The sequence below is a fragment of the Rhodococcus sp. JG-3 genome, from assembly GCF_000482405.1.
Classification (GTDB): Bacteria; Actinomycetota; Actinomycetes; order Mycobacteriales; family Mycobacteriaceae; genus Rhodococcoides; species Rhodococcoides fascians.
The window spans coordinates 3,802,034-3,815,272 of the sequence record NZ_KI519398.1; the positions used below are offsets into that span (position 1 = coordinate 3,802,034).

A 13,239-nucleotide genomic window follows, 5' to 3' on the forward strand; every position below is an offset into this window, starting at 1 on the left:
GAGCTACCGGACCGGGCGCCACACCGAGCGTCCGCCACATTGAGGAGTGCACACGTTGTCCGAAGTGAACAGCGGCGAACGGCAGAACACATCGTCTGCAGGCAAGAAGGGCTCGGACGGCCGGGTCCGCGTCATCCGTGAGGGTGTCGCGTCATACCTGCCCGATATCGACAACGACGAGACCAACGAATGGATCGAGTCGTTCGACGGCTTGCTGGAGAGGTCCGGCCCCAACCGCGCTCGCTACCTGATGCTCAGGTTGCTCGAGCGCGCCGGTGAGCGCCGCGTTGCGCTCCCGTCGCTGACATCGACGGACTACGTCAACACGATTCCCACGGAGAACGAGCCGTGGTTCCCCGGCGACGAGTCGATGGAACGCCGCTACCGAGCCTGGATCCGCTGGAACGCCGCGATCATGGTGCACCGCGCACAACGTCCGGGCGTCGGCGTCGGTGGCCACATCTCGACCTACGCGTCGTCGGCTGCGCTGTACGAGGTCGGCTTCAACCACTTCTTCCGCGGCAAGGATCACCCGGGCGGCGGCGACCACATCTTCATTCAGGGCCACGCCTCCCCCGGCATCTACGCCCGCGCCTTCCTCGAAGGCCGCATTCCGGCCGAGCGCATGGACGGCTTCCGTCAGGAAGCGAGCCATGTGAACGAGGGCGGCGGACTGCCGTCCTACCCGCACCCGCGTTTGATGCAGGACTTCTGGGAGTTCCCGACGGTGTCGATGGGCCTCGGTCCGATGAACGCCATCTACCAGGCGCGCTTCAACCACTACTTGAACGACCGCGGCATCAAGGACACCTCCGATCAGCACGTCTGGGCGTACCTCGGCGACGGCGAGATGGACGAGCCGGAATCGCGTGGACTCGCACATGTGGCTGCGACCGAAGGCCTCGACAACCTCACGTTCGTCGTCAACTGCAACCTGCAGCGTCTCGACGGCCCGGTGCGCGGTAACGGCAAGATCATCCAGGAACTGGAGTCGTTCTTCCGCGGTGCCGGCTGGAACGTCATCAAGGTCGTGTGGGGCCGCGAGTGGGACTCGCTGCTGCACAAGGACCGCGACGGCGCACTGGTGAACCTCATGAACACCACGCCCGACGGCGACTTTCAGACCTACAAGGCCAACGACGGCAGCTACGTCCGCGATCACTTCTTCGGCCGCGACCCGCGAACGAAGGAGCTCGTCAAGGATCTCTCGGACGACGAGATCTGGAACCTCAAGCGCGGCGGCCACGACTACCGCAAGGTGCACGCTGCCTACGCAGCTGCGATGTCGCACAAGGGCCAGCCGACGGTCATCCTGGCGCACACCATCAAGGGCTACACCCTGGGCAAGCACTTCGAGGGCCGTAATGCCACGCACCAAATGAAGAAGCTGACGCTCGACGATCTCAAGACGTTTCGCGATCTCCAGCACATCCCGATCTCGGACGAGGAGCTCGAGAAGGATCCGTACATGCCGCCGTACTACCACCCCGGTGCGGACGCTCCCGAGATCCAGTACATGCTCGATCGTCGCAGCAAGCTCGGCGGATTCGTCCCCGAGCGCCGCGTGGACGTCAAGCCACTGCCGCAGCCCGGCGACGACACCTACAAGACGCTCCGCAAGGGCTCGGGCAAGCAGGAGGTCGCCACCACCATGGCGCTCGTGCGCGTCATGAAGGAGCTGTTGCGAGACAAGGAGATCGGCCACCGAATCGTGCCGATCATTCCCGACGAGGCCCGCACGTTCGGTATGGACTCGTGGTTCCCGTCGCTGAAGATCTACAACCGCAACGGCCAGCTGTACACCTCGGTCGACTCGGAACTGATGCTCGCCTACAAGGAGAGCTCGGTCGGTCAGATCCTGCACGAGGGCATCAACGAGGCAGGCTCCACGTCGTCGTTCACCGCGGTCGGTACCTCGTACGCGACGCACGGCGAGGTCATGATCCCGCTGTACATCTTCTACTCGATGTTCGGTTTCCAGCGCACCGGCGACGGTCTCTGGGCTGCCGCGGATCAGATGGCCCGCGGGTTCGTGCTCGGTGCAACGGCAGGTCGCACCACGCTAACCGGTGAGGGTCTCCAGCACGCCGACGGTCACTCGCTGCTGCTGGCGTCGACCAACCCGGCAGCGGTGGCGTACGACCCGGCGTTCTCGTACGAGATCGCGCACATCGTCAAGGACGGTCTGCGACGGATGTACGGCGGCACCGAAGGTGTCGAGGGCTTCGGCGGGGAGAACATCTTCTACTACATCACCCTGTACAACGAGCCGTACGTACAGCCGGCCGAGCCCGAGAACCTCGATGTCGAGGGGCTGCTCAAGGGCATCTACCGGTTCGCGGAACCCCAGGAGGGCGACGGACCCGAGGCACAGTTGCTGGCGTCGGGCGTCGGCATCGTCTCGGCACGTAAGGCACGTGAGTTGCTGTTCGAGGAGTGGGGCGTGCGTTCGGCCGTATGGTCCGTCACCTCGTGGGGCGAACTGCGCCGCGACGGCGTCGAAGCCGAGAAGGAGTCGCTGCGTAACCCGGGTGCCGACAAGCGCGTTCCGTTCGTCACCTCGGCTCTGGCCGATGCCAACGGCCCGGTCATCGCGTCCTCCGACTGGATGCGCGCCGTGCCGGATCAGATCCGCCAGTGGGTTCCGGGCGATTACGTCACCCTCGGAACCGACGGCTTCGGCTTCTCCGACACCCGCCCGGCTGCACGACGGGTGTTCAACGTCGATGCCGAGTCCATCGTCGTCGCCACACTGTCCGCTCTCGCGGCATCGGGCGAGATCGACAAGTCCAAGGCCGTCGAGGCTGCCGAGAAGTACAAGATCGACGACGTCACCGCAGCTCCGACGTCGTACGCCGATACCGGCTCGGCGTAGGTCTTCGCCGTGATCGGCCGACCCCCGTTCCACCTCGCGACGAGAGTCCAGCGCGAGGTGGGCGGGGGTCGGGCGTAGGTTCTCCTTATGTCCGATGCCAAACCCGATTCACCGGACAGCTCGTCCGCGCGTGATGTCTCCCGGCGCGACGCTTACCGTGAAGCGTTGCGTGAGTCGTTGGCTCGTGACTCCCCGGCCCGTGACTCCCCCACCCGTGATTCGCTCACGACCGACAACGAGGTCCACCTTCCGGTCAACTCGTTGGCCCCCTCGCGCCAGAAGCGCGATCCTCTGCCCGACGCCCTGTTGCGACGCGTCAAACAGTTCTCCGGCCGCCTCTCGACCGAGGCAGTGACCACGATGCAGGGCCAGTTGCCGTTCTTCGGCGATCTCGACGCCGCCCAGCGGGCCAGCGTCCAGCTGCTGATCCAGACGGCCGTCGACAACTTTCTCGAATGGCTCAAGAACCCGAACAGCGACATTCGATTCAGCCTCGACGCCTTCCAGGTGATCCCGCAAGACCTTGCCCGACGCCTCACGCTGCGTCAGACCGTCGACATGGTCCGGGTGGCGATGGAGTTCTTCGAGCAGTGGCTCCCCGCGCTCGCGCGCAACGACCAGCAGTTGGTCGCGCTGACCGAGGCCGTGCTGCGGTACGGCCGCGAGCTGGGGTTCGCAGCGGCGTCCGTGTACGCGAGTGCGGCCGAGTCACGAGGGGCGTGGGACACCCGCCTCGAAGCCCTCGTCGTCGACGCCGTCGTCCGGGGCGATACCGGATCGGACATGCTCTCCCGTGCTGCCACGTTGAATTGGGACGCCACTGCGCCTGCGACGGTGTTGGTGGGCACTCCCCCGGAGGATCGCGGCGTGTCCGTGGTGGGCACCGTGCACTCCGTCGCTCAGAAGCACGGTCGAGCTGCTTTGGCGGTGGTCCAGGGGACCCGATTGGTGATGGTGGTCAGTGGCCAGCTCGACGACACCGCTGCGCATCACGCGTTCATCGACGACATGTTGCAGAACTTCTCCGACGGCCCGGTCGTCATCGGTCCCACCACCCGCACCTTGGGCGCCGCGCACTCGAGCGCGGTGGAAGCCTTTGCCGGCATGCAGGCCGTGGCGGGCTGGCGGGGCGCGCCGCGTCCGGTGCACGCCGGCGAGTTGCTCCCCGAACGAGCGTTGCTGAACGACGGGGCTGCCATCTCGGCTCTCAACGATCATGTCGTGGTGCCGTTGGCCGCGGCAGGTTCGGGGTTGGCCGACACGCTCGACGCGTATCTCGACTGCGGCGGTGCCGTGGAAACCTGCGCTCGGCAGCTGTTTGTTCATCCAAATACCGTCCGGTATCGGCTCAAGCGCATCGCCGAGGTGACCGGTCGTGATCCCACTCACCCGCGCGATGCGTACGTCCTTCGGGTCGCGGCAACGGTAGGTAGGTTGGCTCGAACGCATCACGAACCGACATATCCAGCCCCATATGTCACACAAGTCACATTTGGTGAAGTGGTCACGTAACGCCGAACCGCCTTCCGGCGATAGCGGGTCTCCACGAGGCAATTTGTAGGGTTCCCACAAATTGCTTGTCGAGAGTTCATCGAGCGCGACATCACTGATCGAGGGCCCGACAGTGTTCTCTTAACCCTGTGATTGCGTTGCTTGCGCCCGGTCAGGGCTCCCAGACTCCCGGCATGCTGCTGCCTTGGCTCGAAATCCCGGGCGCGGCCGATCGACTGGCCTTGTGGTCCAAGGCCTCCGGCCTGGATCTCGTGCGACTCGGCACCACCGCCACCGCCGAGGAAATCACCGACACTGCGGTGACTCAGCCACTGGTCGTGGCGTCGGCCCTACTCGCTTTCGAGGAAATTGCCTCGCGTGGACTGTTCCCCGAGGACGCCATCGTGGCCGGCCACTCGGTCGGCGAGCTGGCGGCCGCGGCCATTGCCGGCGTGATCTCCTCCGACGACGCGGTATCTCTGGCGGCGGTGCGCGGTGCTGCGATGGCCAAGGCCTGCGCCCTCGAACCGACCGGCATGTCCGCCGTGCTCGGCGGCGACGAAGCCGCAGTTCTGGCCCGGCTGGAAGAACTCGATCTCGCCCCGGCCAACGTCAACGCTGCCGGTCAGATCGTTGCTGCAGGTCTGCTGACGAAGCTGGCGGAACTGGCCGAGAGCGCACCCGAGAAGGCGCGGGTCCGGGCACTTCCGGTCGCAGGTGCCTTTCACACCAAGTACATGGCATCGGCAGGCGACACCGTCGCCGCGGCCGCAGCCGCCATCACCCCGTCCGAGCCGACGCACACCTTGCTGTCCAACTCGGACGGTCAGCCGGTCGCATCGGGTGCCGATGCGCTCACCAAACTTGCTGCCCAGGTCACCCGCCCCGTGCGGTGGGATCTGTGCAGCGCATACCTGCGTTCCGCGCAGGTCACCGGACTTGCGGAGCTGCCCCCGGCAGGCGCACTGGTCGGCATCGCCAAGCGTGAACTGCGCGGCGTGCCCAACCTTGGCCTGAAGACACCGGCGGACATCTCCGCATTGGCCGAGCTCGGATAGCTCGGTCTCCTTTACACCGCAGTCTCGATACTGCGGATCGACTTCCACTCCCCGAGTGGCAGAAATGCACAACCGCGTCTCGAAGCACATGACTTCGGCGTTCGACACAGAAGAGAAGGGAGCCACAACAGTGGCCAGCCAGGAAGACCTCATCGCCGGACTTGCAGAGATCATCGAGGAGGTCACGGGCATCGAACCGTCCGAGGTGACCATCGAGAAGTCCTTCGTGGACGACCTCGATATCGACTCGCTCTCCATGGTCGAGATCGCAGTGCAGACCGAGGACAAGTACGGCGTGAAGATCCCCGACGAAGACCTCGCAGGTCTGCGCACCGTCGGCGACGCCGTCAACTACATCCAGAAGCTCGAAGCGGAGAACCCCGAAGCCGCAGAAGCTATCAAGGCCAAGCTCGACGACTCCGCGAGCGAGTGACACGACCCATGACCAACCCATCCACCGCCAACGGACGCTTCCCCAGTGTCGTCGTCACCAGCCTTGCTGCGACCACGTCACTCGCGGGTGACGTCGATGCCACGTGGAAGGGTCTGCTGAACGGCGAAAGCGGAATCGGCACTCTGGAAGACGATTTCGTCACCGAGTACGACCTGCCCGTGCGGATCGGCGGACACCTCGCGGTGAACCCGCAGAGTCTGCTCTCGCGGGTCGAGATCCGTCGCCTGAGCTACGTGGAGCAGTTGTCCACGGTGCTCGGTCGTGAGGTCTGGAAAAACGCCGGCTCGCCCGACGTCGATCCCCTCCGCCTCGGCGTGTCGATCGGTACCGGACTCGGTGGCGGCGATTCTCTCATCGACGCCAACGACAAGATGAAGGCCGGCGGCTACCGCAAGGTGTCCCCGCTCGCCGTTCAGATGGTCATGCCGAACGGCCCAGCAGCGGTCGTCGGGCTCGAGCTCAAAGCACAAGCCGGCGTCATCACGCCCGTCTCCGCCTGCTCCTCGGGATCGGAAGCCATTGCGCATGCATGGCGGATGATCGTGATGGGCGACGCGGACATGGTCGTCACCGGTGGCGTCGAGGGGTACATCGACGCGGTTCCGATCGCCAGCTTCTCCATGATGCGGGCGATGAGCACCAACAACGACAACCCGAAGGGTGCGTCACGTCCGTTCGACAAGGATCGTGACGGCTTCGTCTTCGGTGAAGCGGGTGCGCTCATGGTCATCGAGACCGAGGAGCACGCCAAGGCACGCGGCGCAACGATTCATGCCCGCCTGCTCGGTGCCGGAATCACTTCGGACGGGTTCCACCTCGTGGCCCCCGACCCCGAGGGCAAGGGTGCCGCGCGTGCGATGCAGCGCGCCATCGAGACCGCAGGCCTGCAGAAGTCCGACATCACCCACGTGAACGCCCACGCAACGGCAACTCCCATCGGAGACACCGCCGAAGCGCTGGCGATCAACAAGGCAGTCGGAAATCACGCAGCGGTGTACGCACCGAAATCCGCTCTGGGCCACTCGATCGGTGCCGTCGGTGCCCTCGAGTCGGTACTGACGGTGCTGGCAGTGCGAGAGGGAATCATCCCTCCCACACTGAATTTGGAGAACCAGGATCCCGAAATCGATCTCGATGTCGTCAAGGGCGAGCCCCGCGTCGGACAGATCGACTACGCGATCAACAACTCGTTCGGATTCGGTGGGCACAACGTAGCGCTCGCCTTCGGTAAGGCGTGATCCACTGAGTCGACTTCTCGACTCAGCGAATCTCGCTCTCGCAGTGCATGATCCGAGCTGGGGCCGTTCTTTCGATGGACGGTCCCGGCTCGGGCCTCGCCCCCGCCAGGGGCCCTGAAGAAGGACAACGCGATGACCATTCTGGCCCCTGTCACACGATCCGGCACCTCGACCGATCCGCGCGACCCCCTCACCCGCCTCGAAAAGCTCTTCGACGCCGGAACCACTGTCCCCCTGCATGATCGGGACAAGTCGGGAATCCTGGCCGCATCGGGCGAAATCGACGGCGTCCACACCATCGCCTACTGCTCCGACGCCACCGTCATGGGCGGCGCCATGGGAGTGGACGGCTGCAAGCACATCGTTGCCGCAATCGACACCGCCATCGAACAGCGCGCCCCGATCGTCGGCGTCTGGCACTCGGGTGGTGCTCGCCTCGCCGAGGGCGTCGAGGCTCTCCATGCCGTCGGACTCGTGTTCGAAGCCGTGGTTCGAGCGTCCGGCCTCGTCCCGCAGATTTCCGTCGTCCTCGGTTTCGCAGCCGGTGGTGCAGCGTACGGTCCCGCCTTGACCGACGTCGTCATCATGGCTCCCGAGGGACGCGTATTCGTCACCGGACCCGACGTCGTTCGCAGCGTCACCGGCGAACAGGTCGATATGGAGTCGCTCGGCGGCCCCGACACGCACCACAAGAAGTCCGGGGTCTGCCACATCGTCGCCGACAGCGAGATGGACGCGTTCACCCGCGCCCGCCGTCTGGTGTCGATGTTCTGCGAGCAGGGCGTGTTCGACATCGCCGCCGCAGAACACGGCGACACCGATCTTCGCGCGCTGATGCCCGAATCCAACCGACGTGCCTACGACGTGCACCCGATCATTCACGAATTGCTCGACAACGTCGAAGGTGAATCGACGTTCGAGGAGTTCCAGGGCGGCTGGGCTCGCAGCATCGTCATCGGTCTCGGCCGTATCAGCGGCCGCACCGTCGGCGTGATCGCCAACAACCCCATCCGACTCGGCGGCTGCCTGAACTCCGAAAGTGCCGAGAAGGCAGCGCGTTTCGTTCGTCTGTGCGATGCCTTCGGTATTCCGCTCATCGTGGTCGTCGATGTTCCGGGCTACCTGCCGGGCGTCAGCATGGAATGGGAAGGCGTCGTTCGCCGCGGAGCGAAGTTGCTGCACGCGTTCGCCGAGGCCACCGTTCCCCGCGTCACGCTGGTCACTCGCAAGATCTATGGCGGCGCGTACATAGCCATGAACGCCCGCGCGCTTGGTGCCACCGCGGTCTACGCCTGGCCCGGCTCCGAGGTCGCCGTGATGGGCGCGAAGGCGGCCGTCGGCATCCTGCACAAGAAGGCGCTCGCCGCCGCACCCGAGGAAGAGCGTGAGGCACTGCACGACCGCCTCACCGTCGAGCACGAGAGCATCGCAGGCGGTGTCGATCGCGCCGTTGCCATCGGCGTCGTCGACGAGGTCATCGAGCCGAGCAAGACTCGAAGCACGGTTGCGAAGGCTCTCGCCGCAGCACCTGCGGCTCGCGGAAATCACAAGAACATCCCGCTCTGATCGACCCGACCACTACCTACTGCGGTCGTCGGTCAACTCAAGACCCCACCCCGGTTGGGAACCCACCCCGGTTGGGAACCCACCCCGGTTGGGATCAATGCGCCTTTCAGGCACTCCATGTGCAAGAAAGCCACATTGATTCACATCGGGGACGGGCAAACGAGGCCAATCGAGGTCGGTCAGCCCTGGATCCATCGGTGATCGTGGGCCAGTCGAACGACGGCCGATCGCACGTCGAGTATCTGCGCAGCCGTCAGCGTGCCGTTCGACGTCAGTAGTTGCTCGGTCAGCTCGGTGGTGAAGTCCGCCTCGGACAGGACGTCCGCGCCTGCGTCGTCGTGGCGCTGGTGACCACTGACGGGTGCGGTGTTGTGGAACGGGACGTCAGGCTTGTGCCGGGTCACCAGTGCGTTCGACGTCGGCCCGTCGATGATCTGGACCTCGGTGGCCTTGAGACCACGGTCACCGTCGACGGCAACGTATTCGACGCGTACTCCCGGTGCCAACAGTCGTTTGTCGAAGTCCAGATCGTTGACGTGGATGAACACGTCCTCGCCGCCCTCGTCCGGCGCTACGAATCCGTACCCCTTGAACTCGTCGAATCGAATCACTTTTCCGGTCGACAACATCGAACTCACCACTCCACGGTCGTTCCCACATGCCTACCCCAGGCACGAACGCGAAACTACCGCCGCGACGAATCCCCGGCAACCGCTGCTAGCCGACGTTGCGGCTGAGCCAGGTCACTTCTGCTCCTGCGCCTCCGGTGCGGAACGGCTCGAGTGCGGCATCCCAACCCGAGCCGAGCGCGTGCTCCACTGCGGCGGCGAGGTTGCCTTGGTTGTTCTCCATCAGGGCGCGCAGTCGCATCTCGCCGAGCACCACGTCCCCGTTGGCACTCGTCGATCCGCGCCAGAGACCCAATCCGGGTACGTGCGAGAACCGTTCGCCGTCGACGCCTTCGCTGGCGTCTTCGGTCACCTCGTAGCGCAGCATCTGCCAGGAGCGCAGGATGCCGGCGAGCTTCGCTCCGGTGCCTACGGGCCCGATCCAGTCCGTGGTGGCGCGCAGCTGACCGTCGGATGCCGGCTGCGCGGACCACTTCAAATTGGCACGGCAATCGAGGGCGTCGGACAACGCCCATTCGACATGCGGGCACAGCGCAGCGGGCGACGAGTGGATGTACACAACACCCGACGTCGCATCTGCGAATTGGTTCGATCCACGCATTGCACTACCTCCAGCTTCGACGAGGGACGTCTTCCCCAACGACCTCGACATGCTCGAACTGGTTGCAGCGATTCAACGCGTGTGTGTACTAGTGTGCCCCGAGTTGCCCCTGTTGCGCCAGTGCAATCTGTGAACGGTGGTGTTTCACCCGGCCAGGACGGCGTCGGAGAGCTCGGGCCAGAGCGGTTTGGCCCAATCTCCGAAGTTCCGATCGGTCAGCACCACACACGCGATCCTCACCGACGGGTCCACCCACAGGAACGTCCCGGCCTGTCCGAAGTGGCCGAACGTAGCCCTCGAGTTGTTACTCCCAGTCCAGTGCGGGGTCTTGTCATCGCGCAGCTCGAACCCCAGACCCCAATCGCAAGGCTTGTGCGATCCGTACCCGGGCACGATTCCGTTCAGGCCGGGAAACTGCACGTCGACGGCCGAAGACAGTGTCTGCGACGCGAGGAGAGTCGGTTCCAACAGCTCCGCGGCGAACTTGGTCAGGTCTGCAACGGACGAACGGGCACCGTGACCGGCCGACCCGGGCAGCGACGTGTCGACCATCCCGAGCGGACCGCAGACGGCCTCATCCAGGTAGTCGGGAAAGGTAATTCCCGACTCTGCTTCGATGAGCTCGGCCAAGACCTCGAATCCCGCGCTCGAGTAGATCCTCTTTGTGCCGGCAGGAGCCTGCACCTTCCGCTCGCCGAACGCCAGTCCCGAGGCATGCGCCAGCAGATGCCGCACAGTCGACCCCTCCGGCCCTGCGGGCTGATCGAGCTCGACGGCACCTTCCTCGACCGCAACGAGCACCGCGTAGGCGGCGAGCAATTTGGTGACCGACGCCAGCTCGAAGACGCGCGCGGTGTCCCCCACCTCCTCCCGCACTCCGGCGTCGGTGACGACGGCAGCACTGACATGGTCGACGGGCCACGAGGCAGTGAGATCGAGGGTAGTCACGACCCCAAAGCCTAATTGTCCGTCGATGCCGGTGGATCGGTCCCCCGCCGGGCTAGTCTCGGACGACAGGAATGGGAGAAATGCGATGTCGGTTGTGTATGGATCGTGCAATCTGTGCGAGGCGATCTGTGGTCTCGAATTCACGGTGGAGAACAACGCGGTGGTCTCGATCCGCGGCGACGAGAAGGACCCACTCTCCCGGGGCCACATCTGCCCGAAGGCTCTGTCGTTGATCGACCTTCATGCCGACACCGATCGGCTCACCACACCGGTCAAGCGGGTGGGTGAGAAGTGGGAGAAGATCGGCTGGGATGAGGCGTACGACCTCGTCGTCGACGGCCTCGTCTCGACGCGGAAGAAGTACGGATCCAACGCTGTCGGGCTCTATCAGGGCAATCCCAACGTGCACTCGATGGGTGCGATGACCCACGGCATTCCGTTCACGGCGCTGCTGCGCACCCGCAATCGGTACTCGGCGACGTCCTTAGATCAGTTGCCGCACCAGCTCGTCGACCATCTGCTCTACGGCCACCAGCTCCTGCTGCCCATCCCGGATATCGATCGAACCGATTTCTTCCTCGTCCTCGGCGGCAATCCGATGGCCTCCAACGGCAGCATGATGACGGTGCCCGACTTCGCCAAAAGAGCACGCGCACTCCGTAAGCGAGGTGGCCGACTGGTCGTGGTCGATCCACGTAAGACCGAAACGGCGGATATTGCCGACACCCACTTCTTCGTTCGTCCCGGCAGCGACGCGCTGCTGTTGCTGGCGATGATTCACACGATTGTCGCCGCCGGCTCCGTCCGTGTCGCCGACTACGTCGATGGTGCCGATCGACTTGCCGATCTCGTCGCCGAATTCACGCCGACGGCGGTGGCACCGATCGTCGGCATGTCGGCAGACGACATCTCCTCTCTCGCACGGGACTTCGCTGCGGCGGAGTCTGCAGTGGCGTACGGCAGGATGGGGGTGTCGACGCAGCAGTTCGGCACGGTGTGCCAGTGGGCGATCCAGGTACTCAACATCATCACGGGCAATCTCGACCGCCCGGGCGGTGCGATGGTGACCGATCCGGCGATCGATCTGATCTCGCAGGGCATCGTCGGCCGCGGACATTTCGACAAGTGGCGCAGCCGCGTTCGCGATCTCCCCGAGTTCGCCGGCGAGTATCCCTGTTCGACGCTCGTCGACGAAATCACCACCGAGGGCAAGGACCAGATTCGTGCCATGGCCGTCCTGTCCGGCAATCCGGTGCTGTCGATGCCCGGCGGCACTACCCTGAACGACGCGTTCGCGGGACTCGATTTCATGGTGTCGTTCGACTTCTACATCAACGAGACCTCGCGGCACGCACACGTAATTCTGCCGCCGACGATGTCCCTCGAACGCGATCACTACGATCTGATCTTCAGTTCTTTCGCGGTACACAACACTGCCAAGTACATGCCCGCAGTCCTACCCAAACAGGCTGACGCCAAGCATGATTGGGAGATCTTCCGAGACCTGTCACTGCGCTACAAGAACCGCATGGCAGGCTCCACCGTCGATCGCCTGAAGGCACGACTGACTCCGAAGAGCGTCATCGGCGAGGCCCGTCTGCGCCTGTCCCCTGCTCGCACGCTGGATATCCTGCTCCGTAGCCGACGAAAAGGGTTGTCGCTGAGGAAGCTTCGAGCCAACCCGCACGGCATCGATCTGGGACCGCTGCGTCCGGGCTTTCCCCAGAAGCTGAAGACCAAGGACAAGCGCGTTCAATTGATCCAGGACGTCGTGGTCGGTGAACTGCCTGCCTTGGTGGACCTGATGCACTCGAGCGCGGTTCCCAAGGACGACGAGCTCCTGCTGATCGGTCGACGACATCTACGTAGCAACAACTCGTGGATGCACAACACCGCTCGACTCACCAAAGGCAAAGCGCGACATCAGCTTCTGGCCCACCCGAACGATCTCTTCCAGCGCGGGATCGAGGACGGTTCGATGGTGTCGGTCACCTCCGCGGCCGGTACCGTCGACATCGAGGTCGCGGCGTCCGAAAAGATGATGCCCGGGGTGGTGAGCATGCCGCACGGATTCGGTCATCAGCGCCCCGGCGTGCAGCTCTCGGTCGCCACCACTGTCACCGGACCGAGCGTCAATGACATCACCGACCCCGCCCGAGTCGACGCGGTATCGGCGAACGCGATTCTCAACGGCGTTCCGGTGCAGGTGAGGGCCAAGTAGCGCCCCCGATGGAACCACGAGACGGCGTGATTCTGTACGATTCTGCTGGCTCGTACCTGGTACGGGATTGGGGCGGTAGCTCAGTCGGTTAGAGCCGTGGACTCATAATCCATTGGTCGCGGGTTCGAGCCCCGCCCGCCCCACGTCAGACCGTCTTT

General features: G+C 64.6%; 10 protein-coding genes and 1 tRNA gene. 8 read left to right on the plus strand and 3 right to left on the minus strand.

Features of this window, described 5'->3' with window-relative positions; all coding sequences use genetic code 11:
* Window positions 1-55 precede the first annotated feature (55 nt).
* From aceE to K414_RS0119375, 6 genes are all read left to right on the plus strand, one after another.
* Window positions 56-2,875, plus strand: coding sequence for a pyruvate dehydrogenase (acetyl-transferring), homodimeric type (aceE, locus tag K414_RS0119350; RefSeq protein ID WP_027497445.1), 2,820 nt, complete (start codon window positions 56-58; stop codon window positions 2,873-2,875).
* Between the two features lie 87 nt (window positions 2,876-2,962).
* Window positions 2,963-4,387, plus strand: a complete 1,425-nt coding sequence (locus tag K414_RS0119355) for a helix-turn-helix domain-containing protein (protein ID WP_228139233.1) — start codon at window positions 2,963-2,965, stop codon at window positions 4,385-4,387.
* Window positions 4,388-4,515: 128 nt separating this feature from the next.
* The gene (locus K414_RS0119360; RefSeq protein ID WP_027497447.1) at window positions 4,516-5,424 is read left to right on the plus strand and encodes an ACP S-malonyltransferase; all 909 of its coding nucleotides are present in this window, start codon (window positions 4,516-4,518) and stop codon (window positions 5,422-5,424) included.
* A gap of 88 nt (window positions 5,425-5,512) precedes the next feature.
* Window positions 5,513-5,857: a meromycolate extension acyl carrier protein AcpM gene (gene acpM, locus K414_RS0119365; protein ID WP_045841363.1), complete on the plus strand. Its 345-nt coding sequence runs from the start codon at window positions 5,513-5,515 to the stop codon at window positions 5,855-5,857.
* 8 nt (window positions 5,858-5,865) lie between these two features.
* Complete coding sequence (locus K414_RS0119370) at window positions 5,866-7,116, plus strand: KasA/KasB family beta-ketoacyl-ACP synthase (protein ID WP_027497449.1); 1,251 nt, start codon at window positions 5,866-5,868, stop codon at window positions 7,114-7,116.
* Window positions 7,117-7,248: 132 nt separating this feature from the next.
* A complete protein-coding gene (locus K414_RS0119375) occupies window positions 7,249-8,682 on the plus strand; it encodes a carboxyl transferase domain-containing protein (protein WP_027497450.1) in 1,434 nt (477 codons plus the stop codon).
* 179 nt (window positions 8,683-8,861) lie between these two features.
* Here K414_RS0119375 and K414_RS0119380 read toward each other — a convergent pair whose 3' ends face one another.
* The 3 genes from K414_RS0119380 to K414_RS0119390 form a co-directional block, all read right to left on the minus strand.
* Entirely contained in the window at window positions 8,862-9,311 is a 450-nt protein-coding gene (locus tag K414_RS0119380; RefSeq protein WP_027497451.1) for a cold shock domain-containing protein, read from the minus strand.
* A gap of 88 nt (window positions 9,312-9,399) precedes the next feature.
* Complete coding sequence (locus tag K414_RS0119385; protein WP_027497452.1) at window positions 9,400-9,912, minus strand: DUF3145 domain-containing protein; 513 nt, start codon at window positions 9,910-9,912, stop codon at window positions 9,400-9,402.
* A gap of 144 nt (window positions 9,913-10,056) precedes the next feature.
* Window positions 10,057-10,860, minus strand: coding sequence for a serine hydrolase domain-containing protein (locus K414_RS0119390; protein WP_027497453.1), 804 nt, complete (start codon window positions 10,858-10,860; stop codon window positions 10,057-10,059).
* Window positions 10,861-10,945: 85 nt separating this feature from the next.
* Here K414_RS0119390 and K414_RS0119395 point away from each other — a divergent pair, with 85 nt between their 5' ends.
* Together K414_RS0119395 and K414_RS0119400 are read left to right on the plus strand one after the other, a co-directional pair.
* Window positions 10,946-13,081 carry a molybdopterin-dependent oxidoreductase gene (locus K414_RS0119395; protein ID WP_027497454.1) on the plus strand — a complete coding sequence of 712 codons (2,136 nt, stop codon included), beginning with the start codon at window positions 10,946-10,948 and terminating at the stop codon, window positions 13,079-13,081.
* A gap of 69 nt (window positions 13,082-13,150) precedes the next feature.
* Window positions 13,151-13,224, plus strand: a tRNA-Ile gene (locus K414_RS0119400).
* The last annotated feature ends 15 nt before the right edge of the window (window positions 13,225-13,239 follow it).

What these genes read in the sequence shown, in the direction of transcription:
- K414_RS0119355 (WP_228139233.1), top strand. Translation starts at nt 2,963, where the DNA reads ATGTCCGATGCCAAACCCGATTCACCGGACAGCTCGTCCGCGCGTGAT.
- acpM (WP_045841363.1), top strand. Translation starts at nt 5,513, where the DNA reads ATGACTTCGGCGTTCGACACAGAAGAGAAGGGAGCCACAACAGTGGCC.
- K414_RS0119370 (WP_027497449.1), top strand. Translation starts at nt 5,866, where the DNA reads ATGACCAACCCATCCACCGCCAACGGACGCTTCCCCAGTGTCGTCGTC.
- K414_RS0119375 (WP_027497450.1), top strand. Translation starts at nt 7,249, where the DNA reads ATGACCATTCTGGCCCCTGTCACACGATCCGGCACCTCGACCGATCCG.
- K414_RS0119380 (WP_027497451.1), bottom strand. Translation starts at nt 9,311, where the DNA reads ATGTTGTCGACCGGAAAAGTGATTCGATTCGACGAGTTCAAGGGGTAC.
- K414_RS0119385 (WP_027497452.1), bottom strand. Translation starts at nt 9,912, where the DNA reads ATGCGTGGATCGAACCAATTCGCAGATGCGACGTCGGGTGTTGTGTAC.
- K414_RS0119395 (WP_027497454.1), top strand. Translation starts at nt 10,946, where the DNA reads ATGTCGGTTGTGTATGGATCGTGCAATCTGTGCGAGGCGATCTGTGGT.